Annotated in this window: 22 protein-coding genes; 19 read left to right on the forward strand and 3 right to left on the reverse strand. The window is 63.0% G+C overall.

From position 1 onward, the window contains the following. Positions 1-36: 36 nt before the first annotated feature. From odhB to ACU5AY_RS01210, 7 genes are all read left to right on the forward strand, one after another. Positions 37-1254, forward strand: a complete 1218-nt coding sequence (gene odhB / locus ACU5AY_RS01180) for a 2-oxoglutarate dehydrogenase complex dihydrolipoyllysine-residue succinyltransferase (RefSeq protein WP_446827670.1) — start codon at positions 37-39, stop codon at positions 1252-1254. Between the two features lie 64 nt (positions 1255-1318). Beyond that, the gene (locus ACU5AY_RS01185) at positions 1319-1930 is read left to right on the forward strand and encodes a LysE family translocator (RefSeq protein WP_446827671.1); all 612 of its coding nucleotides are present in this window, start codon (positions 1319-1321) and stop codon (positions 1928-1930) included. 20 nt (positions 1931-1950) lie between these two features. Continuing rightward, positions 1951-2592, forward strand: a complete 642-nt coding sequence (locus tag ACU5AY_RS01190) for a LysE family transporter (protein ID WP_446827672.1) — start codon at positions 1951-1953, stop codon at positions 2590-2592. Between the two features lie 22 nt (positions 2593-2614). Continuing rightward, positions 2615-3106 carry a hypothetical protein gene (locus tag ACU5AY_RS01195; protein WP_446827673.1) on the forward strand — a complete coding sequence of 164 codons (492 nt, stop codon included), beginning with the start codon at positions 2615-2617 and terminating at the stop codon, positions 3104-3106. Continuing rightward, positions 3099-3851, forward strand: coding sequence for an SDR family oxidoreductase (locus tag ACU5AY_RS01200; protein WP_446827674.1), 753 nt, complete (start codon positions 3099-3101; stop codon positions 3849-3851). Before ACU5AY_RS01195 ends, ACU5AY_RS01200 begins: the two co-directional genes overlap by 8 nt. Positions 3852-3876: 25 nt before the next feature. After that, complete coding sequence (lpdA, locus tag ACU5AY_RS01205; RefSeq protein ID WP_446827675.1) at positions 3877-5283, forward strand: dihydrolipoyl dehydrogenase; 1407 nt, start codon at positions 3877-3879, stop codon at positions 5281-5283. 116 nt (positions 5284-5399) lie between these two features. Then, a complete protein-coding gene (locus ACU5AY_RS01210; RefSeq protein ID WP_446827676.1) occupies positions 5400-5909 on the forward strand; it encodes a cytochrome b in 510 nt (169 codons plus the stop codon). 27 nt (positions 5910-5936) lie between these two features. Here ACU5AY_RS01210 and ACU5AY_RS01215 read toward each other — a convergent pair whose 3' ends face one another. Next, on the reverse strand, positions 5937-7019 hold the full coding sequence (locus tag ACU5AY_RS01215; RefSeq protein ID WP_446827677.1) for a TraB/GumN family protein: 1083 nt from the start codon (positions 7017-7019) through the stop codon (positions 5937-5939). A 92-nt stretch (positions 7020-7111) separates the two neighbouring features. Beyond that, positions 7112-8050 carry a tyrosine recombinase XerC gene (locus ACU5AY_RS01220; RefSeq protein ID WP_446827678.1) on the reverse strand — a complete coding sequence of 313 codons (939 nt, stop codon included), beginning with the start codon at positions 8048-8050 and terminating at the stop codon, positions 7112-7114. Between the two features lie 121 nt (positions 8051-8171). Between ACU5AY_RS01220 and ACU5AY_RS01225 the strand changes: the two genes are divergently transcribed. The 8 genes from ACU5AY_RS01225 (at position 8172) to ACU5AY_RS01260 (ending at position 16595) form a co-directional block, all read left to right on the forward strand. Next, on the forward strand, positions 8172-10406 hold the full coding sequence (locus ACU5AY_RS01225; protein WP_446827679.1) for a primosomal protein N': 2235 nt from the start codon (positions 8172-8174) through the stop codon (positions 10404-10406). A 79-nt stretch (positions 10407-10485) separates the two neighbouring features. After that, positions 10486-10869 (forward strand): AGROH133_08824 family phage infection protein, encoded by a 384-nt coding sequence (locus tag ACU5AY_RS01230; RefSeq protein WP_446827680.1) that lies wholly within the window; start codon positions 10486-10488, stop codon positions 10867-10869. A gap of 271 nt (positions 10870-11140) precedes the next feature. After that, positions 11141-11707 (forward strand): F0F1 ATP synthase subunit delta, encoded by a 567-nt coding sequence (locus ACU5AY_RS01235; RefSeq protein ID WP_446823023.1) that lies wholly within the window; start codon positions 11141-11143, stop codon positions 11705-11707. Then, the gene (gene atpA, locus ACU5AY_RS01240; protein WP_446823024.1) at positions 11707-13236 is read left to right on the forward strand and encodes a F0F1 ATP synthase subunit alpha; all 1530 of its coding nucleotides are present in this window, start codon (positions 11707-11709) and stop codon (positions 13234-13236) included. Before ACU5AY_RS01235 ends, atpA begins: the two co-directional genes overlap by 1 nt. A gap of 34 nt (positions 13237-13270) precedes the next feature. Further along, complete coding sequence (locus tag ACU5AY_RS01245; protein ID WP_446823025.1) at positions 13271-14155, forward strand: F0F1 ATP synthase subunit gamma; 885 nt, start codon at positions 13271-13273, stop codon at positions 14153-14155. Positions 14156-14178: 23 nt separating this feature from the next. Next, the gene (gene atpD / locus ACU5AY_RS01250) at positions 14179-15621 is read left to right on the forward strand and encodes a F0F1 ATP synthase subunit beta (RefSeq protein WP_446823026.1); all 1443 of its coding nucleotides are present in this window, start codon (positions 14179-14181) and stop codon (positions 15619-15621) included. 68 nt (positions 15622-15689) lie between these two features. Continuing rightward, positions 15690-16097 (forward strand): F0F1 ATP synthase subunit epsilon, encoded by a 408-nt coding sequence (locus tag ACU5AY_RS01255; RefSeq protein WP_446823027.1) that lies wholly within the window; start codon positions 15690-15692, stop codon positions 16095-16097. 147 nt (positions 16098-16244) lie between these two features. Then, positions 16245-16595, forward strand: coding sequence for an ArsR/SmtB family transcription factor (locus ACU5AY_RS01260; protein WP_446823028.1), 351 nt, complete (start codon positions 16245-16247; stop codon positions 16593-16595). A gap of 12 nt (positions 16596-16607) precedes the next feature. On the opposite strand, the gene ACU5AY_RS01265 is transcribed toward ACU5AY_RS01260, so the two are convergent. Next, entirely contained in the window at positions 16608-17606 is a 999-nt protein-coding gene (locus ACU5AY_RS01265; protein WP_446827681.1) for an MDR family oxidoreductase, read from the reverse strand. Between the two features lie 138 nt (positions 17607-17744). Here ACU5AY_RS01265 and ACU5AY_RS01270 point away from each other — a divergent pair, with 138 nt between their 5' ends. From ACU5AY_RS01270 to fdhF, 4 genes are all read left to right on the forward strand, one after another. Beyond that, positions 17745-18629 (forward strand): LysR family transcriptional regulator, encoded by an 885-nt coding sequence (locus ACU5AY_RS01270; RefSeq protein ID WP_446827682.1) that lies wholly within the window; start codon positions 17745-17747, stop codon positions 18627-18629. A 174-nt stretch (positions 18630-18803) separates the two neighbouring features. Next, positions 18804-19283 carry a formate dehydrogenase subunit gamma gene (locus ACU5AY_RS01275; RefSeq protein ID WP_446827683.1) on the forward strand — a complete coding sequence of 160 codons (480 nt, stop codon included), beginning with the start codon at positions 18804-18806 and terminating at the stop codon, positions 19281-19283. Then, entirely contained in the window at positions 19280-20836 is a 1557-nt protein-coding gene (locus tag ACU5AY_RS01280; protein WP_446827684.1) for a formate dehydrogenase beta subunit, read from the forward strand. Before ACU5AY_RS01275 ends, ACU5AY_RS01280 begins: the two co-directional genes overlap by 4 nt. A 4-nt stretch (positions 20837-20840) precedes the next feature. Next, the gene (fdhF, locus tag ACU5AY_RS01285; protein ID WP_446827685.1) at positions 20841-23723 is read left to right on the forward strand and encodes a formate dehydrogenase subunit alpha; all 2883 of its coding nucleotides are present in this window, start codon (positions 20841-20843) and stop codon (positions 23721-23723) included. Position 23724 lies beyond the last annotated feature (1 nt).

Consider the following 23724-nt stretch of genomic DNA (forward strand, 5'->3'; position numbering starts at 1 on the left):
CGCCAAACGAAATTCTGACCAACGGAAATTTAAATCATGGCCACTGAAATCCGCGTTCCCACCCTCGGCGAGTCCGTCTCGGAAGCAACCGTCGGCACCTGGCTCAAGAAGGTCGGTGACACCGTCACCGCCGACGAGCCGCTGCTCGAACTGGAAACCGACAAGGTTTCGATCGAAGTTCCGGCCCCGGCTTCGGGCGTCCTGTCCGAGATCGTCGCTGCCGAGGGCGAAACGGTCGAGCTCAACGCGCTGCTCGGCAACATCTCGGAAGGTGCCGGCGCCGCCGCTGCTGCTCCGGCTGAAAAGCCGGCTGCCGCCGCACCTGCGCCCGCCGCTGCTCCGGCTCCGGCCGCCGCTCCCGCAGGCGACATGCCGCCGGCACCGGCTGCCGCCAAGATGATGGCCGAGAAGGGCGTTTCCGCCGATCAGGTCGAAGGTTCCGGCAAGCGTGGCCAGGTGCTGAAGGGCGACGTGATCGCCGCAATCGCCAAGGGCCCGTCGGTTTCCGCCGAAGCGCCGAAGGCCGCCCGCGCGCCGTCGTCCGTCGACGATGCCCCGCGTGAAGAACGGGTCAAGATGACCCGCCTGCGCCAGACGATCGCCAAGCGCCTCAAGGATGCGCAGAACACGGCTGCGATGCTGACCACCTACAACGAGGTGGACATGAGCGCCGTGATGTCCATGCGCAACAAGTACAAGGACATCTTTGAGAAGAAGCACGGCGTGAAGCTCGGCTTCATGGGCTTCTTCACCAAGGCCGTGACGCATGCGCTGAAGGAACTGCCGGCGGTCAACGCCGAAATCGACGGCACCGACATCATCTACAAGAACTTCTGCCACATCGGCGTTGCCGTCGGCACCGACAAGGGCCTCGTCGTTCCGGTCGTGCGCGATGCCGACCAGATGTCGATTGCCGAAGTCGAGAAGGAAATCGGTCGTCTCGGCAAGGCTGCCCGTGACGGTCAGCTGTCGATGGCCGACATGCAGGGCGGCACGTTCACTATCTCCAACGGTGGCGTCTACGGTTCGCTGATGTCCTCGCCGATCCTCAATGCCCCGCAGTCCGGCATTCTCGGCATGCACAAGATCCAGGAACGTCCGATGGCCATCGGCGGTCAGGTCGTCATCCGTCCGATGATGTATCTGGCGCTCTCCTACGATCACCGCATCGTCGACGGTAAGGAAGCCGTGACCTTCCTGGTGCGCGTCAAGGAAAGCCTGGAAGATCCGGAACGCCTGGTTCTCGACCTCTAAGACATTTGCCCGGACCGGCCAGAGATGGCCGGTCCGGACTTCGTTTCCAACGCAGGGTGGCGCCATGACTCCGGAATTTCTGCTGACAGCGCTGATCGTCGTTCTGGCTCCGGGTACGGGCGTTCTCTACACTGTGTCGACCGGTCTCGGTCAGGGCCGCACCCAGTCGCTGGCAGCCGCTTTCGGATGTACGCTCGGGATCGTGCCGCACATTCTTGCCTCGTCTCTCGGCCTTGCCGCGATCCTTCACACCAGCGCGCTGGTGTTTCAGGGTTTCAAGTTTGCCGGTGCCGCCTACCTGATCTACCTGGCCTGGATGACTTTGCGCGACAAAGGGCCGGTCCGTTTCGAAGCCTCTGCCACGCCCTATGGCCTTGCGCGCATCGCCCGCACCGGATTCCTGATCAACATCCTCAATCCGAAGCTTTCGATCTTCTTCCTGGCCTTCCTGCCGCAGTTCATTCCGGCGGATAGTCCCAATACGCTTCTGACGATGCTCGAGCTCGGCGGCGTCTTCATGCTGATGACATTCATCGTGTTTGTCGGTTACGGTGTCTTTGCGGCACGGGTCCGCACCTACATTCTCGCCAGCGAGCGGGCAATGAGCTGGATCCGCCGCACGTCGGCCATGGCCTTCGGTGCACTCGGCGTCAAACTGGCGCTGGCAACGCGCTGATCGCAAGAGAGGATTTCGGAATGCATCAGTACCTGATCGAACTTGCGTCGCTGATGGCGATCTTCTCCTTCGCCATCGTTTCCCCCGGCGCGGATACGGCGATGGTTATGCGGCAGGCCGTTGTCCATGGTCGCCGCGCTGCCGTGTTGACGAGCTTCGGCGTCGGTACGTCGCTGATGTTCCATGTGACCTACACGATCCTCGGTCTCGGCCTGATCATCTCGCAGTCGATCCTGATCTTCAACGTCATCAAGTGGCTTGGTGTCGCCTATCTCGTCTATATCGGTATCCAGTCCTTGAGGGCTGGCACAACACGCCTTGACGCCGATCCGGCATCATCGAAGGCTCCAGCCGCGCCACAAACGGCTGCCAAGGCCTATTCTCTCGGCTTTCTTGCCAATGCACTGAACCCGAAGCCGGTTTTCTTCTTCCTGTCGATCTTCTCCACCGTCGTCAGTCACGAGACGCCGGCGATGGTCAAGTTCGGCTACGGCCTCGTCATGGCGAGCTGCCTGATCGCCTGGTTTGTCGGCGTGTCGTTCTTCCTGACCATGCCGAAGATGCGGGCGTCTTTTGAGCGCGCCAGCAAGTGGATCAACCGGGCAAGCGGCGCGGTCTTTATCGCCTTCGGGCTGAAGCTCGCGACGGAGAAGGCGGGCTGACGCGATGGAACCGCAGCGGCACATGGCGGTCGTCTTTGGTGCCCTGCTTGGCCTTCCGGGCCTGGCGGGCGCGGAAGAGTGCCGACAGGAATTTGCCGTCTACGCGGAGCCGGAAGCCGGCTTCGAGCTGACCTTCAAGCCCGTCAAGTCCGATGCCGCGGCAACCAGTCACCTGTTCGACATTTCCGTTCCGAAGACCGAGGTGGTGCTCGACGGCAATGTGATGATCACCGACGAGGTCTCGCGGACCGAGGGCGTGGTGTTCTACAACTGCCCGGATGGCGACGTGACAGGCGCCGACATTCGGGCCTGCACCGTCTGGGAAGGCGTCATCTACGCGGTTGACGACAGCGGCAATGTTGACCTTCTGCCGCCGGAAGGCGCGGATGCGGCCGGCCAGTTGCTGCTGCCGGGCTTCGGCCTCGCGCTGCGCTTCTCCTCCGCCTGGGGAGCGGACAAGGCATCCGTCGCCCCTTGGGATGTGTTCAAGCTGAAAGGTTGCGCGAATGGCTGACGAACCCGTTCTTCTCGTGACCGGCGGCAGCCGGGGCATCGGCGCTGCCGTTTGCATCCTCGCGGCCAAGCAGGGCTGGCGGGTTGCCGTCAATTTCGTGCGCAACGCCGAGGCTGCGCAATCGGTCGTCGACCGGATCAAGGCGATGGGCGGTGAAGCGCTCGCCGTGCAGGGCGATGCCTCCGAGGAGGAGGACATCGCTGCAATCTACGACGTCGTTGACAACGCCTTCGGCCGTCTCGACGGGCTGGTCAACAATGCCGGCATCATCGGCATGCCGGTCCGCGTCGACGAGATGAGCCGCGAGCGCATCGAGCGCATGTTCAAGGTCAATGTTCTCGGGCCGATGCGCGTGGCGGCGGAAGCGGTCAAGCGCATGTCGACCCGTCACGGCGGGGAGGGCGGCGTGATCGTCAACCTGTCTTCGGCGGCAGCCATGCTCGGCTCGCCCGGCGAATTCGTCGACTATGCCGCCTCCAAGGGGGCGATCGACGTGTTTACGCTCGGTCTCGCCAAGGAAGTCGCCGACGAGGGCATCCGCGTCAATGCGGTGCGTCCCGGCCTTATCCATACCGACATCCAGGCGGATGCCGGCAATCCCAATCGTGCGCACGATCTGGCGCATGCCGTTCCCATGAAGCGGGCCGGCGAGCCGGAGGAAGTGGCGAGCACGATCGTGTTTCTTTTGTCCAACGAGGCATCCTACGTCACGGGTGCCGTGCTTAATGTGACCGGCGGCAGATAGTCCGCCAGCCAAGGAAGGAAGTTCAATGTCTTATGATGTCGTCGTGATCGGAACCGGCCCCGGCGGTTATGTCTGCGCAATCAAGGCCGCACAGCTTGGCCTGAAGGTCGCGGTGATCGAGAAGCGCGCCACGTTCGGCGGTACCTGCCTCAACATCGGCTGCATCCCGTCGAAGGCGCTGCTGCATGCCTCCGAGGTCTATGCCCACACCGCTCACGGCATCGAAGAACTCGGCGTGGAAGTCTCCAAGCCGAAGCTCAACCTCGCCAAGATGCTGACCCACAAGGACAACACCGTTAAGGCCAACGTCGACGGCGTGCAGTTCCTGTTCAAGAAGAACAAGATCGACACCTTCCTCGGCACTGGCAAGGTTCTCGGCGAGGGCAAGGTTTCGGTGACCAGCGACAGCGGCGACGTGAAGGAACTGGAAGCCAAGAACATCGTCATCGCCACCGGTTCGGATGTTGCAGGCATTCCGGGTCTCTCCGTCGACATCGACGAGAAGGTGATCGTGTCCTCGACCGGCGCGATCGCGCTCGAGAAGGTGCCGCAGAAGATGATTGTCGTCGGCGGCGGTGTCATCGGTCTGGAACTCGGCTCCGTCTGGTCGCGCCTTGGCGCACAGGTCACGGTCGTCGAATACCTGGACAAGATCCTCGGCCCGATGGATGGCGAGGTCTCCAAGCAGTTCCAGCGCATGCTGGCGAAGCAGGGCTTCGAATTCCAGCTGTCGGCCAAGGTGACGGGTGTCGAAAAGTCCGGCAAGGGCGCGAAGGTCACCTATGAGCCCGTCAAGGGCGGCGATGCCGTGACGCTTGAAGCCGATGTCGTGCTGATCGCCACCGGCCGCAAGCCGTTCACCGAAGGTCTCGGTCTCGACAAGGCCGGCGTGGTGCTCGACAAGGCCGGCCGCGTCGAAATCAACAACCATTATCAGACCTCGGTCACGGGCATTTACGCGATCGGCGACGTGGTCAAGGGGCCGATGTTGGCGCACAAGGCCGAAGACGAAGGTGTGGCGCTGGCCGAGATCCTGGCCGGCCAGGCGGGCCATGTGAATTACGACGTCATCCCGAGCGTCGTCTACACCCAGCCGGAAGTGGCTTCCGTCGGCAAGACCGAGGAAGAGCTGAAGGCCGCGGGAGTGGCCTACAAGGTCGGCAAGTTCCCGTTCACCGCCAACGGCCGCGCGCGCGCCATGCTGGCGACGGACGGCTTCGTCAAGATCCTGGCCGACAAGGAAACCGACCGCGTGCTCGGCGCCCATATCGTCGGCTACGGTGCCGGCGAGATGATCCATGAGGCGGCCGTGCTGATGGAGTTCGGCGGTTCGTCGGAAGATCTCGGCCGGACCTGCCATGCGCATCCGACCATGTCGGAAGCCGTCAAGGAAGCCGCGCTGGCGACGTTCTTCAAGCCGATCCACATGTGATCGGCTGACAAAAGCCAAGAATTAAATCTTCGTCATATTCCAAGCCGCAGCTTGTATTTCAGGCTGCGGCTTTTATTGTGCTGACTTCAACTAAGTTATTGTCGGAGCAAGAAAAAATGGCGTCCAATACTCAAGTTTCGTATAGTGTCGCGCAGCGGTCCATCCATTGGCTGATGGCACTGTTGATTTTCTTCAACCTGATTTTCTCCGACGGGATGGAAAAGTGGAGCCGCGCTGTGCGCGACGGTGGCACCGCCGACGCTGACGTGGTGGGATCGGCCAACATCCATGCCTATGTGGGCATTGCGGTGCTTGCCCTGGCGTTGATCCGGCTTGCCTTCCGCCTGGTGCAGGGCGCTCCGGCGGCGCCCGCCGACGAGCCGCCCGTGGCGAAGCTGCTTTCCACACTGGCGCACGGCACCTTCGACATCCTGTTCTTCATCATGCCGCTTGCCGGCATCGGCGCCTACTATTTCGGCAACGAGACGGCCGGCTTCCTGCATGGCGGGCCGCTGAAGCTGATCCTCTGGGTGCTGATCGTGGCGCATGTGGGTGCCGCGCTGATCCATCACTTCTACTGGAAGACGGATGTGCTGAAGCGCATGACCAGCGGCGTCAAAGCCTGACAGCCGCTGAGGTTGGGGGCCGACGGTTCAGTCGAGCGCGGTCAGCGTGTAGCCCTGCCGGCGGAAGAGTTCGACTAGGCCGTCCTTGCCCGGCAGGTGCAGAGCGCCGACGGCCATGAATGCGCCGCCCTTTTCCAGATAAGGCGCCGCACGCTCGGCCATTACAGCGTTGCGGTCGGTCACGATCCGCTTTTCGAAGGAGGCGTAGCTGTCCGCCTCCGATGCGTCAGGTTCGGGCGAGACGGCTTCGAGCATCGGCATGATCATGCCGATATCGCCTGCGAGGTAGAGGTCGGTCATCGTCTCCATTACGTCCTGCAGCTTGTCGCCCATGTTCAGCGTGGCGATCAGCGACTTGATGTGGAATTCCGCCGGCAGGTCGGCCATGGCCTGCAACTGTTCGACCATGGTTTCCAGCCCGGCGACCGTCTGGCCGCGGGAGACGGCGTCCTCGGCGATCTTCTTGTCGAGGAAGGAGGCGCCGCCAGCCTTGCGCGCCATTTCGCAGGCGGGGAGGGCGACGAAGCTTGCGATCAGCCAGGGCTTCATCAGCTTGACGCTGGCAAGCGGGATGCCCCGCTCCTTCAAGCCGGCATCCAGTTCCGCTATTTCCTTGTCGTTCAGCAGAGACGTGATGGTCGAGCCATCGGTAAACATCGTCAGGTCAGGCCGGCTGAGAAGCGTCGCAGTGGATTTCTTCTCGTCGAGGACTTCGTCGGTCTCGATGATAATCGTGTTTGCCTGCTTGACGGGCGTCTGCGCCGCCTTTGGCATGGCAAGCACGCGCGGATCGGTCACATGCATGGTGCCAAGCAGATAGGATGGCGCGACGCCGTCCTTTTCGATCCGGTAGAAGATACCCTTGCGGTTCGGTGTGGCGTTGGCAGCCGCTTCCATCTTGGCGTAGGCCGCCGGATCGTTCTGGCGCAGAAGCGGGACGAGGTCGCGCCCGGTGCAGTTGTCGCCAGCGGCATGGGCCGGCGAAATGCTGGCGAGCACGAAGACCAGGCTGATTGCCATCAGAACGTGGAAAGCGGCAATCAGGAAGAGTGTCGATCCGGCCATGAGGTCGACAGGTCCGCGGCGGGCGGAGATGGTCTTGTCCTGCATTTCGCTTTTCCGTGCTTCGTCGATATCGTCGGCGAAGCTTATCCGCCGGCGGCTCACAAAGGCTTAACGCGGTTGGTTAACGGCGGGGCGGCTCAGGCGCGGGGATGGGCGCGGTCGTAAACGTCAAGCAGCCGTGCCGTGTCGATGCCGGTATAGACCTGCGTGGTCGACAGGCTGGCGTGGCCGAGCAGTTCCTGGATGGTGCGCAGGTCGCCGCCGCCGGCCAGAAGATGTGTGGCGAAGGAGTGGCGCAGCGCATGCGGCGTCGCGGTGTCCGGCAGGCCGAGCGCGCTGCGGAGTTTCTGCATCTCGCGCTGGATAATCGCCGGCTGCAGCGGCCCGCCGCGCGCACCGCGAAACAGCGGCTTTTGCGGATCGAGATGATAGGGGCAGAGCTTCATATAGCTTTCGACGGCCTCGTGGACGGCGGCAAGCAGCGGCACCAGCCGGGTCTTGCCGCCCTTGCCGGTGATGCGCAGGCTGCGCGCGCCGGATGGAATGGCCGACGGCGTCAGGCCGAGCGCCTCGGATATACGCAGGCCGCAGCCGTACAGCAGTGCTAGGACGGCGGCGTCGCGGGTGGCGATCCACGGTTCGGCGTTCATCTGCGCGTCCTGGCTGACGACGTTGAGCGCCTGGCTGCCGGAAAGCGGCTTCGGCAGCGATTTCGGCTGCTTCGGCGAGCGGATCGCACCGGCCCCGGCCGCATTCACCAGCCCCTTCTTTTCCAGATAGCGCAGGAAGGAGCGCAGGCCGGCGAGGTTTCGCCCGAGCGAGCGGGCGCCGACATCGTGTTCGCGCCGGCGATGGGCGAGGAAGGCGCGCAGGTCCGCCGGGCGCAATGCCGTGATGTCCTTGATGCGGACGGGGCCGCCGAGATGCTTCGTCAGGAATTGCAGGAACTGGCGGGTGTCGCGCTCATAGGCCTCGATCGTCTTCGGGGAGAGACGTCGCTCCTGCTCGAGGCTTTCCAGCCACGCCTTGCGGATCGCCGCCATGAAGGGATCTGCAATGATCAGAAGACCGTCCAACTCAACCCCCGAAAAACAAGGAAAACATATCAACCCATCCTGCCTCTTTACGGTTAGAGATTTGCTAATAGGCGGGCAGGGCGGTTTTCTTTCGGTCGCGGTCGGGGCAATGTCTGCGGCGATGTCAAAGGATTCGCCTTCACAGTCCGAAAACCTGTTTGGCGCGCTGTTTAACGACGGCGCGGCGGAGCGCATCGTGCCCGTGCTGGTGCCGATGCCCGCACCCGTGCCCTATTCCTACAAGGTGCCGGCCGGCATGCATGTCGAGCCGGGTTCCATCGTGCAGGTGCCGCTGGGGCCGCGGCAGGTGATCGGCGTGGTCTGGGACGATAGCGGATCGGAGAAGGGCGTCGACCCGAAGAAGATCCGGCCGATCACGCATGCCTTCGACTGCCCACCGCTGACGGATGGCATGCGCCGGTTCCTCGACTGGCTCGCCGCCTACACCCTGTCGCCGCCGGGACTGGTGGCGCGGATGGCGCTTCGTGCGCCAGCGGCCTTCGAACCCGAGCCGATGGTGGAGGGGCTGCGCTATCTGGGCGGAGAGCCGGAGCGCAAGACGGCGGCGCGGGAGCGGGTGCTGGAGCTTGCTGGCGACGGGCTTTCCTGGACCCGGACCGGTCTTGCGCGGGCGGCGGGGGTATCGGCCAGCGTCGTTGATGGTCTGATCTCTCAAGGGCTGTTCGAAACCGTCTTCCTGCCGCCGCCGCCGGTGGTAGCTGCACCCGATCCGGACTATACCGCGCCGCGGCTCGAAGGGCCGCAGAAGGACGCGGCCGAAGAGATTTGCAGCCAAGTCCGCAAGGGCGGCTTTTCCGTGTCGCTGATCGACGGGGTGACGGGGTCGGGCAAGACAGAAGTCTATTTCGAGGCGATCGCCGAAACGCTGAGGCAGGGCCGGCAGGTGTTGATCCTGCTGCCGGAAATTGCGCTCACCTCCAGCTTCCTCGAGCGTTTCCAGGACCGGTTTGGCTCCAAGCCCGCCGAATGGCATTCCGACCTCGCGCCGCGCACCCGTGAGAAGGTCTGGCGGCAGGTGACGACCGGCGAGGTGAAGGTGGCGGCCGGCGCCCGTTCGGCGCTGTTCCTGCCGTTCGAGAACCTCGGCCTGATCATCGTCGACGAAGAGCATGACCCTGCCTACAAGCAGGAGGACCGGGTCTTCTACAATGCCCGCGACATGGCCGTGGTGCGCGGGCGCATTGACGATTTTCCGATCGTGCTCGTTTCGGCCACGCCCTCGGTCGAAAGCCAGGTGAACGCTCTCTCCGGGCGCTACGAGCCGGTGCATCTGCCGACCCGCTTCGGGGATGCGGCGATGCCGGACCTGCACCTGATCGACATGCGCCGGCATGCGCCGGAGCGGGGCGGCTTTCTGTCGCCGGTGATGCTGCGGGGCATCAAGAAGACGCTGGAGAAAGAGGAACAGGCGCTGTTGTTCCTCAATCGTCGCGGCTATGCGCCGCTGACACTCTGCCGGGTCTGCGGCCATCGGTTCCAGTGCCCGAACTGCTCCAGCTGGCTGGTCGAGCACCGGTTCAAGGGACAGATCCAGTGCCACCAGTGCGGCTATTTCGAGAAGACGCCAGACGCCTGTCCGGAATGCGGCACGCTTGACCATCTGGTCGCCTGCGGACCGGGCGTCGAGCGGATCGCCGAGGAGGTGGAGAAGCACTTCCCGGAGGCGCGCATCATCGTCCTATCGTCCGACATGACCGGCGGGGTGAAGCGGCTGCGGCTGGAGCTTGAGGCGATCGAGAAGGGCGAGGTCGACATCGTCATCGGAACGCAGCTGGTCGCCAAGGGTCACAATTTCCCTCTGATGACGCTGGTCGGTATCGTTGACGCCGATCTCGGCCTATCGAACGGCGATCCTCGGGCGGCGGAAAGAACCTTCCAGCTGCTCTCGCAGGTGACGGGCCGCGCCGGGCGATCGGGCCTGAAAAGCCACGGGCTCATCCAGACCTATCAGCCGCAGCACCCGGTGATGCAGGCGATCGTCTCCGGCAATGCCGAAGCCTTCTACGACCGCGAAATTAACGAGCGAGAGAAGGCGCTGCTGCCGCCCTTCGGCCGGCTGGCATCGATCATCGTTTCGGCAGAAAACCGGGCGGATGCCGAAAACCATGCCCGCGCCCTTCGCGCCGCAGCCCCGCATGTCTCGGGCGTCGCCGTGCTCGGCCCGGCGGAGGCGGCATTGGCGCTGGTGCGCGGCCGTCACCGCTTCCGGCTGCTGGTCCACGGGCGGCGCAATTCGGACATGCAGGCTTTCCTGAAGGAGATGCTGGCCAAGGGTCCGAAGGAACGCGGTTCCATCCAGGTCCAGGTCGATATCGATCCGCAAAGCTTTCTCTGAAAAGCCCCGTCTTTTCGTCGCCGCGGATGGCATGCGATAAGAAGAGCAACGGCGATTCGGCGCATGCGGGGAGTTTTCGATGGAGTTTTATTTTCCGGAACAGTTCGGTGAGCAGCTTGCCTTTGCGGCAGCGACGGTGACCGCTCTTCTTGGTCTCCTTGTGCTGCTTGCGCCGGGTCTTGGTCTTCGCCTTCTCTCGCTGCAGCCGACCGCTGCGGCCGGCCTCGCGGAAGCCCGCTCGACGATCGGTGGCTTCTATCTCGGCTTCGGCGTCGCGGCCATCATGCTCGCACAGGACTGGATCTATCTGGCGCTCGGCGCGGCATTCGCGGCGGCCCTGTTCGGCCGAATCCTGTCGCTCCTGGTCGACCGCGCCTTCGGTTTGAAAACACTGCTTCCGCTGCTCTTGCAACTGGTGCTGGGCGGACTGCCGCTCAGCTATGTTTTCGGCCTTTTTCAGTAGTCTAGCGAGGGGGGCTCCACGGGGATAAACTCCCTTGACGCTTGTCATTTCCTGAACCGCAAAGTCGTTTTGTCGCAGGAAAGCGCCTGTAAACGCATTTTCCCCTTGTCGGGCGTGTTGCGAGTCCCAACATCCTATGCTAGACGGACCCCGAAAAGCGGGAGTGCGAGGGGACAATTTTCGCCATTCCCGATAAAAAGAGAAACAATTTCAATGGCTTAGACTTCGTCAGTATTGATGAGGCCCGCCTTGGAATAAAATCAGGGAATTTGTGCCCGTGGCAGATACATCCCAGCTCGTTTCCGGTGTTGCGGAAAGATACGCCGCATCGCTGTTTGATCTGGCTTCAGAGAGCGGTTCGGTCGATGCCGTTCAGGCCGACCTCGACGGCTTCCAGGCGATGATTGACGAAAGCGCCGATTTCAAGCGCCTCGTCGAAAGCCCTGTTTTTTCTGCCGACGACCAGTTCGCTGCCATGTCCGCAATCTGCGAGAAGGCGGGCGTCACGGGACTCGTCGCCAATTTCCTGAAGGTGGTCGCCAAGAACCGCCGTCTGTTCGCACTGCCGGGCATGATCCGGGCGTTTCGCCTGATCGCTGCCCGCAATCGCGGTGAAGTTTCCGCCGACGTGACCTCGGCGCATGCGCTTTCCGACGCGCAGGTCATCGAATTGAAGGAGGCGCTGAAGGGCGTTACCGGCAAGGACGTCGCCGTCAACCTGACGGTCGATCCCTCCCTGCTTGGCGGCCTGATCGTCAAGGTGGGGTCCCGCCAGATCGATACCTCCCTTCGCACCAAACTTTCCACTCTTAAGCTTTCACTGAAAGAGGTTGGCTGATGGATATCCGCGCCGCGGAAATTTCCGCAATTCTCAAAGATCAAATCAAAAATTTCGGCAAGGAAGCTGAAGTTTCCGAAGTTGGCCAGGTGCTCTCCGTCGGTGACGGTATTGCCCGCGTCTACGGCCTCGACAACGTCCAGGCCGGCGAAATGGTCGAGTTCCCGGGCGGAATTCGCGGCATGGCGCTGAACCTCGAAGCTGACAACGTCGGCGTCGTCGTGTTCGGTTCGGACCGTGACATCAAGGAAGGCGACACCGTCAAGCGGACCGGCGCCATCGTGGACGTTCCGGTTGGTCCGGAACTGCTCGGCCGCGTCGTCGACGCGCTCGGCAATCCGATCGACGGCAAGGGCCCGATCAACGCCACCCGTCGCGCACGCGTCGACGTCAAGGCTCCGGGCATCATTCCGCGCAAGTCGGTTCATGAGCCGATGTCGACGGGCCTGAAGGCCATCGACGCCCTGATCCCGGTCGGCCGCGGCCAGCGCGAGCTCGTCATCGGCGACCGCCAGACCGGCAAGACCGCGATCATCCTCGACACGATCCTCAACCAGAAGCCGATCCACGACAACGGTCCGGAAGCCGACAAGCTTTACTGCGTCTACGTCGCCGTCGGCCAGAAGCGTTCGACCGTTGCCCAGTTCGTTAAGGTCCTCGAAGAACGCGGCGCCCTGAAGTACTCGATCGTCATCGCGGCGACCGCGTCTGATCCGGCTCCGATGCAGTTCCTCGCTCCGTTCGCAGGCTGCGCCATGGGCGAATACTTCCGTGACAACGGTCAGCACGCCCTGATCGGTTACGACGACCTTTCCAAGCAGGCCGTTGCCTACCGTCAGATGTCCCTGCTGCTGCGCCGCCCGCCGGGCCGCGAAGCCTATCCGGGCGACGTCTTCTACCTCCACTCCCGTCTGCTGGAGCGCGCTGCAAAGCTCAGCGACGCCAACGGCGCCGGCTCGCTGACCGCTCTCCCGGTCATCGAAACGCAGGCAAACGACGTTTCGGCCTATATCCCGACCAACGTGATCTCGATCACCGACGGCCAGATCTTCCTCGAAACCAACCTGTTCTTCCAGGGCATCCGTCCGGCCGTTAACGTCGGTCTGTCGGTTTCCCGCGTCGGTTCCGCCGCGCAGATCAAGGCGATGAAGCAGGTTGCCGGTTCGATCAAGGGCGAGCTCGCCCAGTACCGTGAAATGGCCGCGTTCGCGCAGTTCGGCTCGGACCTCGACGCCGCCACGCAGCGCCTCTTGAACCGCGGTGCACGTCTGACCGAGCTCCTGAAGCAGCCGCAGTTCTCGCCGCTGAAGACGGAAGAGCAGGTCGCGGTGATCTTCGCCGGCGTCAACGGCTATCTCGACAAGCTGCCTGTCACCGATGTCGGTCGCTTCGAGCAGGGTCTTCTGTCCTACATGCGTTCGGAAGGTTCCGCGGTCCTCGACACGATCCGCACCGAAAAGGCGATCAGCGACGATACCAAGAGCAAGCTGAAAGCCGCTCTGGACACCTTCGCCAAGTCCTTCTCGTAAGGGCCCAAGGGATCTAACCAAGGACGGATAACGGATGCCTTCACTAAAGGATCTGAAAAACCGGATCGCCTCCGTCAAGGCGACGCAGAAGATCACCAAGGCGATGCAGATGGTCGCCGCGGCGAAGCTTCGGCGTGCGCAGGAGGCGGCCGAGGCTGCCCGGCCTTACTCGCAGCGCATGGGCAAGGTTCTTGCGAACATTGCCCAGGCTGTCGGGGCTGACGACAGCGTGCCGCGTCTGATGACGGGTACCGGCAAGGACGACGTGCACCTGCTCGTCGTCTGCACGGCCGAGCGTGGTCTTTGCGGCGGTTTCAACGCGCAGATCTCCAAGGCTGCTCGCGAGCATGCCCGCAAGTTGATCGCCGCCGGCAAGACGGTGAAGATCTACACGGTCGGCAAGAAGGGCTATGAGTCGCTTCGTCGCGAGTTCTCGGACAAGATCGTCGAGCGCACGGAACTGCGCGACGTCAAGAAGGTCGGCTTCGAGAACGCGGATGCGATTGCGAAGAAGATCATCGCCATGTTCGACAAGGGCGAGTTCGACGTCTGCACGCTGTTCTACTCCGAGTTCAAGTCGGTTATCCTGCAGGTGCCGACGGCGCTGCAGCTGATCCCGGCCAGTGCCGGGCCCGTGACGGCGGACGCATCGGAAGCTTCTTCGGCGGTTTATGAATACGAACCCGATGCGGCATCGATCCTGTCCGACCTGATCCCGCGCAACATCTCGGTTCAGGTCTTCCGCGCGCTTCTCGAGAATGTCGCTGGTGAAATGGGCGCCAAGATGAGCGCCATGGACAATGCGACACGCAATGCCGGTGATATGATCAACAAGTTGACGATGTCCTACAACCGTCAGCGCCAGGCTCAGATCACCAAGGAATTGATTGAAATTATTTCGGGCGCCGAGGCGCTCTGAAGCTAGAAAAAGAGGAAACAACTATGGCCGCATCCGGTTCTGTCGGCAAGGTGACCCAGGTCATCGGCGCTGTTGTGGACGTAACATTCGATGGTGAACTGCCGTCCATCCTGAACGCGCTCGAAACCAAGATCGGCGACAACCGCCTGGTTCTCGAAGTCGCCCAGCATCTCGGTGAAAATGCCGTGCGCACCATTGCCATGGACTCCACCGAAGGTCTCGTCCGTGGCCAGGAAGTGTTCGACGCAGGCGCGCCGATCTCCGTTCCGGTCGGTGACGAAACGCTCGGTCGCATCATGAACGTCATCGGCGAGCCGGTTGATGAGCTTGGCCCGATCGGTGCGGCAACGACCCGCGCGATCCACCAGCCTGCTCCGTCCTACACGGAACAGTCCACCGAATCCGAAATTCTAGTTACCGGCATCAAGGTCGTCGACCTGCTCGCACCTTACGCCAAGGGCGGCAAGATCGGCCTGTTCGGCGGCGCCGGCGTGGGCAAGACGGTTCTCATCATGGAACTGATCAACAACGTGGCAAAGGCGCACGGCGGTTACTCGGTATTCGCCGGCGTGGGCGAGCGTACCCGCGAAGGCAACGACCTTTACCACGAAATGATCGAATCCAAAGTGAACGTCGACCCGAAGGAACATAATGGTTCCGCAGCCGGTTCGAAGTGCGCACTCGTCTATGGCCAGATGAACGAACCGCCGGGCGCCCGCGCTCGCGTCGCTCTTTCCGGTCTGACGGTTGCCGAGCACTTCCGCGACCAGGGCCAGGACGTTCTGTTCTTCGTCGACAATATCTTCCGCTTCACGCAGGCAGGCTCGGAAGTGTCGGCTCTGCTCGGCCGTATTCCTTCGGCCGTGGGTTACCAGCCGACGCTGGCGACCGACATGGGCGCTCTGCAGGAACGCATCACCTCGACCACCAAGGGCTCAATCACCTCGGTCCAGGCCATCTACGTTCCGGCCGACGACTTGACCGACCCGGCACCGGCGACCTCGTTCGCCCACCTGGACGCGACGACCACGCTGAACCGTTCGATCGCCGAAAAGGGCATCTACCCGGCCGTGGACCCGCTCGACTCGACCTCGCGCATGCTGGACCCGATGATCGTCGGCGAAGAGCACTACGAGGTGGCTCGTAAGGTTCAGTCGACCCTGCAGCGCTACAAGTCGCTCCAGGACATCATCGCCATCCTCGGCATGGACGAACTGTCTGAAGAAGACAAGCTGACGGTTGCCCGCGCCCGTAAGATCGAGCGCTTCCTGTCGCAGCCGTTCCACGTCGCCGAAGTCTTTACCGGTTCTCCGGGCAAGCTCGTCTCGCTCGAAGACACCATCAAGGGCTTCAAGGGCCTCGTCGCCGGCGAATACGACCACCTGCCGGAAGCTGCCTTCTACATGGTCGGCTCGATCGAAGAAGCCGTCGAGAAGGCCAAGAAGCTCGCAGCCGAAGCTGCCTGATAATGTTGGAAACGGCGCGGTTCGCCGCGCCGTCCGCCATTGCCAAGAAACAGAAGAAGTGATCCGTCATGGCCGCCAATTTCAAGTTTGAACTGGTTTCGCCCGAAAAGCTGCTCGTCTCGGAAGAGGTGAGCGCCGTCGTCATCCCGGCGACCGAAGGCGAGATGACGGTTATGGCCAATCACGCACCGGTCATGACCACGATCAAGCCGGGCGTCGTCAAGGTCACCGCGGCATCGGGCACTGTGACCGATTACGTGGTGTTCGGTGGCTTTGCCGACATCGTTCAGGAAGGCTGCACGCTGCTGGCGGAATCCGCCGTCGCGATGACCGACCTCAACCGGGAAGACATCGAGAAGCGTATCGAAGCGGCCCGCAAGGAGCTGGAACGCGCTGAAAGCCACGAGCACCGCTCGGCCATCGAGCAGTTCCTCGATGAGCTGACGCATCTCAACGGCACCATCATTCCGGCCTGAAATCGTCCCATTTGATCTTTATCGAGAAAGCGGTCCTTCGGGGCCGCTTTGTCATTTGCGGCCAGGTCTGCTAAGACTTGTCTGCGTTAATCAAGTATGATTGAAATAGCGCCTTGACCGGCAATTCAGGCAAAATCGAAGAAGCACATGACCGACGTCGCTGAGATCCAGGCGGGCCCCTCCAAGCATGAGCTGGACGAACTCGCATCGCACGCACGCAACGCAAGTGATTTTCTGAAGGCGATTTCGCATGAGACCCGGCTTCTCATCCTCTGCATGCTGGTCGATGGCGAACGCACCGTGAGCGAACTCGAGGCCGGCCTCGGCCTGCAGCAGGCGGTGGTGTCGCAGCAGCTGGCGCGATTGCGCCTTGAGCAGCTTGTCCAGACGCGTCGCGAAGGCCGGCAGATCTTCTACAGCATCGCCAAGCCGGAAATCACCAACGTCATCGGCGCGCTCTACAACATGTTCTGCAAGCCGCAGGCCGTGGAAGCCTGATTTTCCCTCCGCCTACGACTTGTTGACATCGATGACGGCTCGTCCGCGCACCCGCCCCTTCAGGATATCCGCAGCGAGCGCCGGCAATTCCTTCAAAGTGTGATCCGAAATAATGGCTTCCGTCATCTCTGACGGCAGGTCCTCGGCGATGCGCGCCCAGGCTTTGACGCGGCTCTCATAGGGCTGCATGACGGAGTCGATCCCGAGAAGGTTGACGCCGCGGAGCAGGAAAGGCGTGACGGTGAAGGACGGAACCGCCGCGCCGGCGGCAAGGCCGATGGCGGCAACCGAGCCGTTGCGCTTCACCTGCTTCAGAACACGTCCGAGGATGTCGCCGCCGACATTGTCGATCGCACCGGCCCAGCGCTCCGACTCCAGCGGTTTCGGTGTGGTCTCCGCAAGTTCCTGCCGGTCGACGATCGTGGATGCGCCGAGCGAAGTGAGGTAGTCGGCAGTCTCCGGTCTTCCGGTGACGGCGGCGACCTGGTAACCGCGCCTGGCGAGTAGGGCGACCGCCATGGAGCCAACCCCGCCGGCCGCACCGGTCACCAGCACCTCGCCGCTTTCCGGCGTCAGGCCGTGGGCCTCCAGAGCCATGATGGCGAGTGTCGCGGTCAGACCTGCGGTCCCGATGGCTGCTGCATGACGGGTCGTCAGGGCCGGGGGCAGCGGCACCAGCCAATCTGCCTTCAGCCGTGCCTTGGTGGCATAGCCACCCCACCAGACCTCGCCGACGCGCCAGCCGGTCAGAACCACCTTGTCGCCCGGCTTGTAGCGCGGATCACTGGAAGTCTCGACCGTCCCGGCAAAGTCCACGCCCGGAATATGCGGAAACTGCCGGACCAGTCCGCCCTTGCCCGTCAGGCAGAGGCCGTCCTTGTAGTTGACCGCCGAATATTCGACCGCGACGGTCACGTCGCCATCGGGGAGGCGGCTTTCGTCAAGCGTCTGGATGGACTGGCTGATCGTGCCGTCTTCGGCCTTGTCGACGACCATGGCGGTGAATGACATCGGTGACTTCCTCCAGCTTGTTCTATCGTTGGAGGGCACTGTGACAAATGCGGCTGCGTCTGCCAATGCTGCGGGCGGGTTTTTGGCCTTGTCGAGTGCGGGGGGAGAGGTTACGCCTTCGATCAAGAGGAAATTTCTATGATCGACAAGCTCGAGTTTTTCATCGCGCTCGCCAAGGCGAGGCATTTCGGCCGGGCGGCGGAGGAATGCGGCATCACCCAGCCGACGCTGTCGGCCGCCATCCGGCAACTGGAGGAGCAACTCGGCGTCAGTCTGGTCGTGCGCGGTTCGCGCTACCAGGGGCTCACGCCGGAAGGGCAGCGGGTGCTGGAATGGGCGCGGCGCATCGTCGGCGATACACGGACGATGCGCGAGGAAATGCGAGCGGCCCGCACCGGCCTGTCGGGCCATCTGCGGCTTGCGGTCATTCCGACGGCCCTGTCCATGGTGCACAAGATTACCGGCCCGTTTCAGGAGCGGCACCCGGATGTGACCTTCTCCGTGATGTCCGCCAACTCCCTGCAGGTGCTCTCCCAGCTTGAAAACCTGGAGATCGACGCCGGTATCACTTACCTCCAGGACGAGCCGCTGGGCCGCGTCACGGCGGTTCCGCTTTATGACGAGCGCTTCCATCTCGTCGTCGCAGAGGAGGGGCCCTTCGCCGACCGGACAAGTGTTACCTGGCGCGAGGTCAGCGGGTTGAAGCTCTGTCTCCTGTCGCCGGATATGCAGAACCGGCGCATCATCAACAGCCACTTCGAGGACGCCGGCGTCACGCCGGAGGCGATGCTGGAATCCAATTCCATGATCGTGCTGTTCTCTCATGTGACGACGGGGCGCTGGGCGAGCATCATGCCCGGCCATACGGCACGGTCCTTCGGCGCCAATCTCAAGATCATCCCGATCACCGAACCGGAGGCCGTCCACGTCGTTGGTGTCGTGGCGACGCATCGCGAGCCGTTCACGCCGCTTGTTTCGGCCCTCCTGCACGAGGCCCGGCTGTTCTCCGAGAAGGCTGATTGATAGATTTTTTCTATCGTCCAACGAAACCGCATTATTGATCGGCCTGATCATCGGTGTCACAGTTCCGCTAATGCTGCGTGCAGGTTTTGAGGAGAAGCTGCACGACACGCGGGCTCTCCAAGAAATCCCGCGGATGCTTGGAATGGGAGGGGAAACCCTTCCGGGAGGTCGATCATGAATGTGCATGTGGCTGCCGATGGCGCGGCCGAACGGGCGGCTTCGATTGCCCGTGAGTTGAAATCGCTCGAGGGTCCGCTGCTGCCGATCCTGCATGCTGTGCAGGAAGAGTTCGGCTACGTGCCGCCCGAGGCGCTGCCGGCAATCGCCGAGGTCCTGAACCTGTCGCGCGCCGAAGTGCACGGGGTGGCGTCCTTCTACCACGACTTCAAGACGCATCCCCGGGGCCGCCACGTTCTGAAGCTCTGTCGGGCCGAAGCCTGCCAGTCGATGGGATCGGACGATCTCGCGGCTGAGGCCAGGCGCCTTCTCGGTATCGACTTTCATGAAACCACGGCTGACGGCTCCATCACGCTGGAGCCGGTCTACTGTCTCGGGCTCTGTTCGTGCTCGCCGGCGGCCATGCTCGACAGCGAGGTTCACGGACGGCTGGATGCGGATTGCCTCGGAGAACTCGTTCGGGAGGCCCGCCGATGAGCATTACCGTTTTCGTTCCGCGCGATGCGGCGGCGCTGGCGCTTGGTGCCGACAAGGTGGCTGCCGCGATTGCTAGCGAGATCGAAGCCCGCGGACTGGACGTGAAGATCGTGCGCAACGGTTCGCGCGGGATGCACTGGCTGGAACCGCTGGTCGAGGTGCGCACCGATCACTGTCGCGTTGCCTATGGTCCGGTGAAGGTGAAGGACGTCGCCGGCTTGTTCGATGCGGGGTTCCTGTCCGGTGCCGACCATCCGCTGTCGCAGGGGGTAACCGCCGAAATTCCGTTCCTGAAGAACCAGACGCGCCTGACATTCTCGCGCTGCGGCGTGACCGATCCGCTGTCGATCGAGGACTATCGCCACTACAAGGGCCTGAAGGGGCTCGAACGGGCGATCTCCATGACACCGGAAGCGATCGTCCAGGAAGTCACCGACAGCGGCCTGCGCGGCCGCGGCGGTGCAGGCTTCCCGACCGGCATCAAGTGGAAGACGGTGCTCGGCGCCAAGGCCGACCAGAAATACATCGTCTGCAACGCCGACGAAGGCGACAGCGGCACATTCGCCGACCGCATGATCATGGAAGGCGATCCCTTTGTCCTGATCGAAGGCATGACGATCGCCGGTATCGCGACGGGCGCCACGCGGGGCTATATCTACACGCGCTCGGAATATCCGCATGCGATCGAGACCATGCGCGCGGCGATCGAGATCGCCCGCAAGGTCGGCATTCTCGGTCCGTCGGTGCTGGGCTCCTCCTACGCCTTCGACATGGATGTGCGCGTCGGCGCCGGTGCCTATGTCTGCGGCGAGGAAACGTCGCTGCTGAACTCGCTGGAAGGCAAGCGCGGCATCGTGCGCGCCAAGCCGCCGCTGCCGGCGCTCGAGGGCTTCCTCGGCAAGCCAACGGTCGTCAACAACGTCATCTCGCTTGCCTCCGTGCCGGTCATCATGGACCGCGGTGCTGCCTTCTACCGGGATTACGGCATGGGCCGGTCGCGCGGCACGATCCCGATCCAGATTGCCGGCAACGTCAAGCATGGCGGTCTCTACGAGACGGCCTTCGGCCTGACGCTCGGCCAGATCGTCGACGAGATCGGCGGCGGCACGGCCACGGGCAGGTCGGTCAAGGCAGTGCAGGTCGGCGGCCCTCTGGGTGCGTATTTCCCGCGCACCCTGTTCGACACGCCCTTCGATTACGAAGCCTTCGCGGCCAGGGACGGTTTGATCGGCCATGCCGGTGTCACCGTCTTCGACGAGACTGCCGACATGCTGAAGCAGGCACGGTTCGCCATGGAGTTCTGCGCAGTCGAAAGCTGTGGCAAGTGCACGCCCTGTCGCATCGGTTCGACGCGCGGCGTCGAAACGGCTGACAAGATCGCGCAAGGGCTGGAGCCGGAAAAGAACAAGGCTCTGCTTGCCGATCTCTGCAACACGATGAAGTTCGGGTCGCTATGCGCCCTCGGCGGCTTCACGCCCTATCCGGTGATGAGCGCGATGACGCATTTCCCGGAAGATTTCGCGCCGAAGCCAGCCCTCGAAGCTGCGGAGTAAAACCATGTCCCTTATTGAAGAAATCGACTATGGCACCCCGGCATCGAAGTCGGAAAAGACGGTCACGGTGACGATCGACGGAAACGCCATCACCGTTCCGGAAGGCACGTCGGTGATGCGGGCGGCCATGGAAGCCGGCACGCAGATCCCCAAGCTCTGTGCGACCGACATGGTCGATGCGTTCGGGTCCTGCCGGCTCTGTCTCGTCGAGATCGACGGGCGCAACGGTACGCCCTCATCCTGCACCACCCCGGTCGCCGAAGGCATGGTCGTCCACACCCAGACGGACCGGCTGAAGCAGCTGCGCAAGGGTGTGATGGAGCTCTACATCTCCGACCACCCGCTCGACTGTCTGACCTGTGCGGCCAATGGCGATTGCGAACTGCAGGACATGGCCGGCGCGGTCGGCCTGCGCGACGTGCGCTATGGCTATGAGGGCGACAACCACGTTAAGGCGCGCGGCGGCGTGGGCGAGGTCAATGCCCGCTGGATGGCCAAGGACGAAAGCAATCCGTATTTCACGTATGATCCTTCGAAATGTATCGTCTGTTCGCGCTGCGTGCGCGCCTGCGAGGAAGTGCAGGGCACGTTCGCGCTGACGATCGAGGGCCGGGGCTTCGAGAGCCGCGTCTCGCCCGGCATGCACGAGGATTTCCTGTCGTCGGAATGCGTGTCCTGCGGCGCCTGCGTACAGGCCTGTCCGACCGCGACGCTCACCGAAAAATCCGTGATCGAGATCGGCCAGCCGGAGCATTCGGCCGTCACCACCTGCGCCTATTGCGGCGTCGGCTGTTCCTTCAAGGCGGAGATGCGCGGCGAGGAACTGGTGCGCATGGTGCCGTGGAAGGACGGCAAGGCGAACCGCGGCCATTCCTGCGTCAAGGGCCGCTTTGCCTATGGCTACGCGACGCATCGCGACCGCATCCTCAATCCGATGGTGCGCGAGAAGGTGACCGACCCCTGGCGCGAAGTCAGCTGGGAGGAGGCGTTCTCCCACATCGCGTCCGAGTTCAAGCGGCTGCAGTATCAGTACGGGCGGGAGTCCGTCGGCGGCATCACCTCGTCGCGCTGCACCAATGAAGAGACCTACCTCGTGCAGAAGCTGGTGCGCGCCGGCTTCGGCAACAACAATGTCGACACCTGTGCCCGCGTCTGCCATTCCCCGACCGGCTACGGTCTCGGCCAGACCTTCGGCACCTCCGCCGGCACGCAGGATTTCGACAGCGTCGAGCATTCCGACGTTGTGCTCGTTATCGGCGCCAATCCGACCGACGGTCATCCGGTGTTCGGCTCGCGGCTGAAGAAGCGGCTGCGTCAGGGCGCCAAGCTGATCGTCATCGATCCGCGCCGCATCGACCTCGTGCGCACGCCGCATGTCGAGGCGAGCTATCACCTGCCTCTGAAGCCCGGCACCAACGTGGCCGTCGTCACGGCGCTGGCGCATGTCATCGTCACCGAAGGCCTGTTCGACGAGGCCTTCATCCGCGAGCGTTGCGACTGGGACGAGTTCCAGGATTGGGCCGCCTTCGTCGCCGAACCGCGACACAGCCCGGAAGAGGTTGAAAAGCTGTCGGGCGTTCCGGCCGATCTCATTCGCGGTGCGGCGCGGCTTTATGCCACCGGTGGCAATGGTGCGATCTATTACGGCCTCGGCGTGACGGAACACAGCCAGGGTTCGACCACGGTCATTTCGATTGCCAACCTTGCCATGGCGACCGGCAATATCGGCCGTCCGGGCGTCGGCGTGAACCCGCTGCGTGGTCAGAACAACGTTCAGGGCTCGTGCGACATGGGCTCCTTCCCGCACGAACTGCCGGGCTATCGCCACATCTCCGGTGATGCCACGCGCGAGATCTTCGAAAAGCTCTGGGGCGTGACGCTCAACAATGAGCCGGGCCTGCGCATCCCGAACATGCTGGACGCTGCCGTCGAAGGCACGTTCAAGGGCATCTATATCCAGGGCGAGGACATCCTGCAGTCCGACCCGGACACCAAGCATGTCGCCGCCGGTCTCGCTGCGATGGAATGCGTCGTCGTGCACGACCTGTTCCTGAACGAGACCGCCAACTACGCGCATGTCTTCCTGCCGGGCTCGACCTTCCTCGAGAAGGACGGGACGTTCACCAATGCGGAGCGGCGCATCAACCGCGTGCGCAAGGTGATGAGCCCGAAGAACGGCTATGCCGACTGGGAAGTCACGCAGAAGATGGCGCAGGCCATGGGGCTTGGCTGGAACTATGCGCATCCCTCCGAGATCATGGCGGAGATCGCCGCGACCACGCCGAGCTTCACCAACGTCACCTACGAACTCCTGGATAAGAAGGGCTCGGTCCAGTGGCCGTGCAACGAAAAGTTCCCGGAAGGCTCGCCGGTCATGCATGTCGACGGCTTCGTGCGCGGCCGGGGCAAGTTCATCCGCACGGAATACGTTGCGACGGACGAGAAGACCGGTCCGCGCTTCCCGCTGCTGCTCACCACCGGCCGCATTCTCAGCCAGTACAATGTCGGCGCCCAGACACGGCGTACCGGCAATGTCGCCTGGCACGCGGAGGACCGTCTGGAAATCCATCCGCACGATGCCGAGAACCGCGGTATCCGCGACGGTGACTGGATCCGGCTTGCCAGCCGCTCCGGCGAGACGTCGCTCAGGGCACTGATCACCGATCGCGTGGCGCCGGGCGTGGTCTACACGACCTTCCATCATCCGGACACGCAGGCAAACGTCATCACCACCGACTTTTCCGACTGGGCGACCAATTGTCCGGAATACAAGGTGACGGCGGTCCAGGTGTCGCCCTCCAACGGTCCGACCGAATGGCAGCGTGACTATGAGGAACAGGCGCGCCAGTCCCGCCGGATCGTTGAGAAGATGGAACCGGCGGAGTAGC

It is taken from the genome of Rhizobium sp. PAMB 3174 (assembly GCF_052908375.1).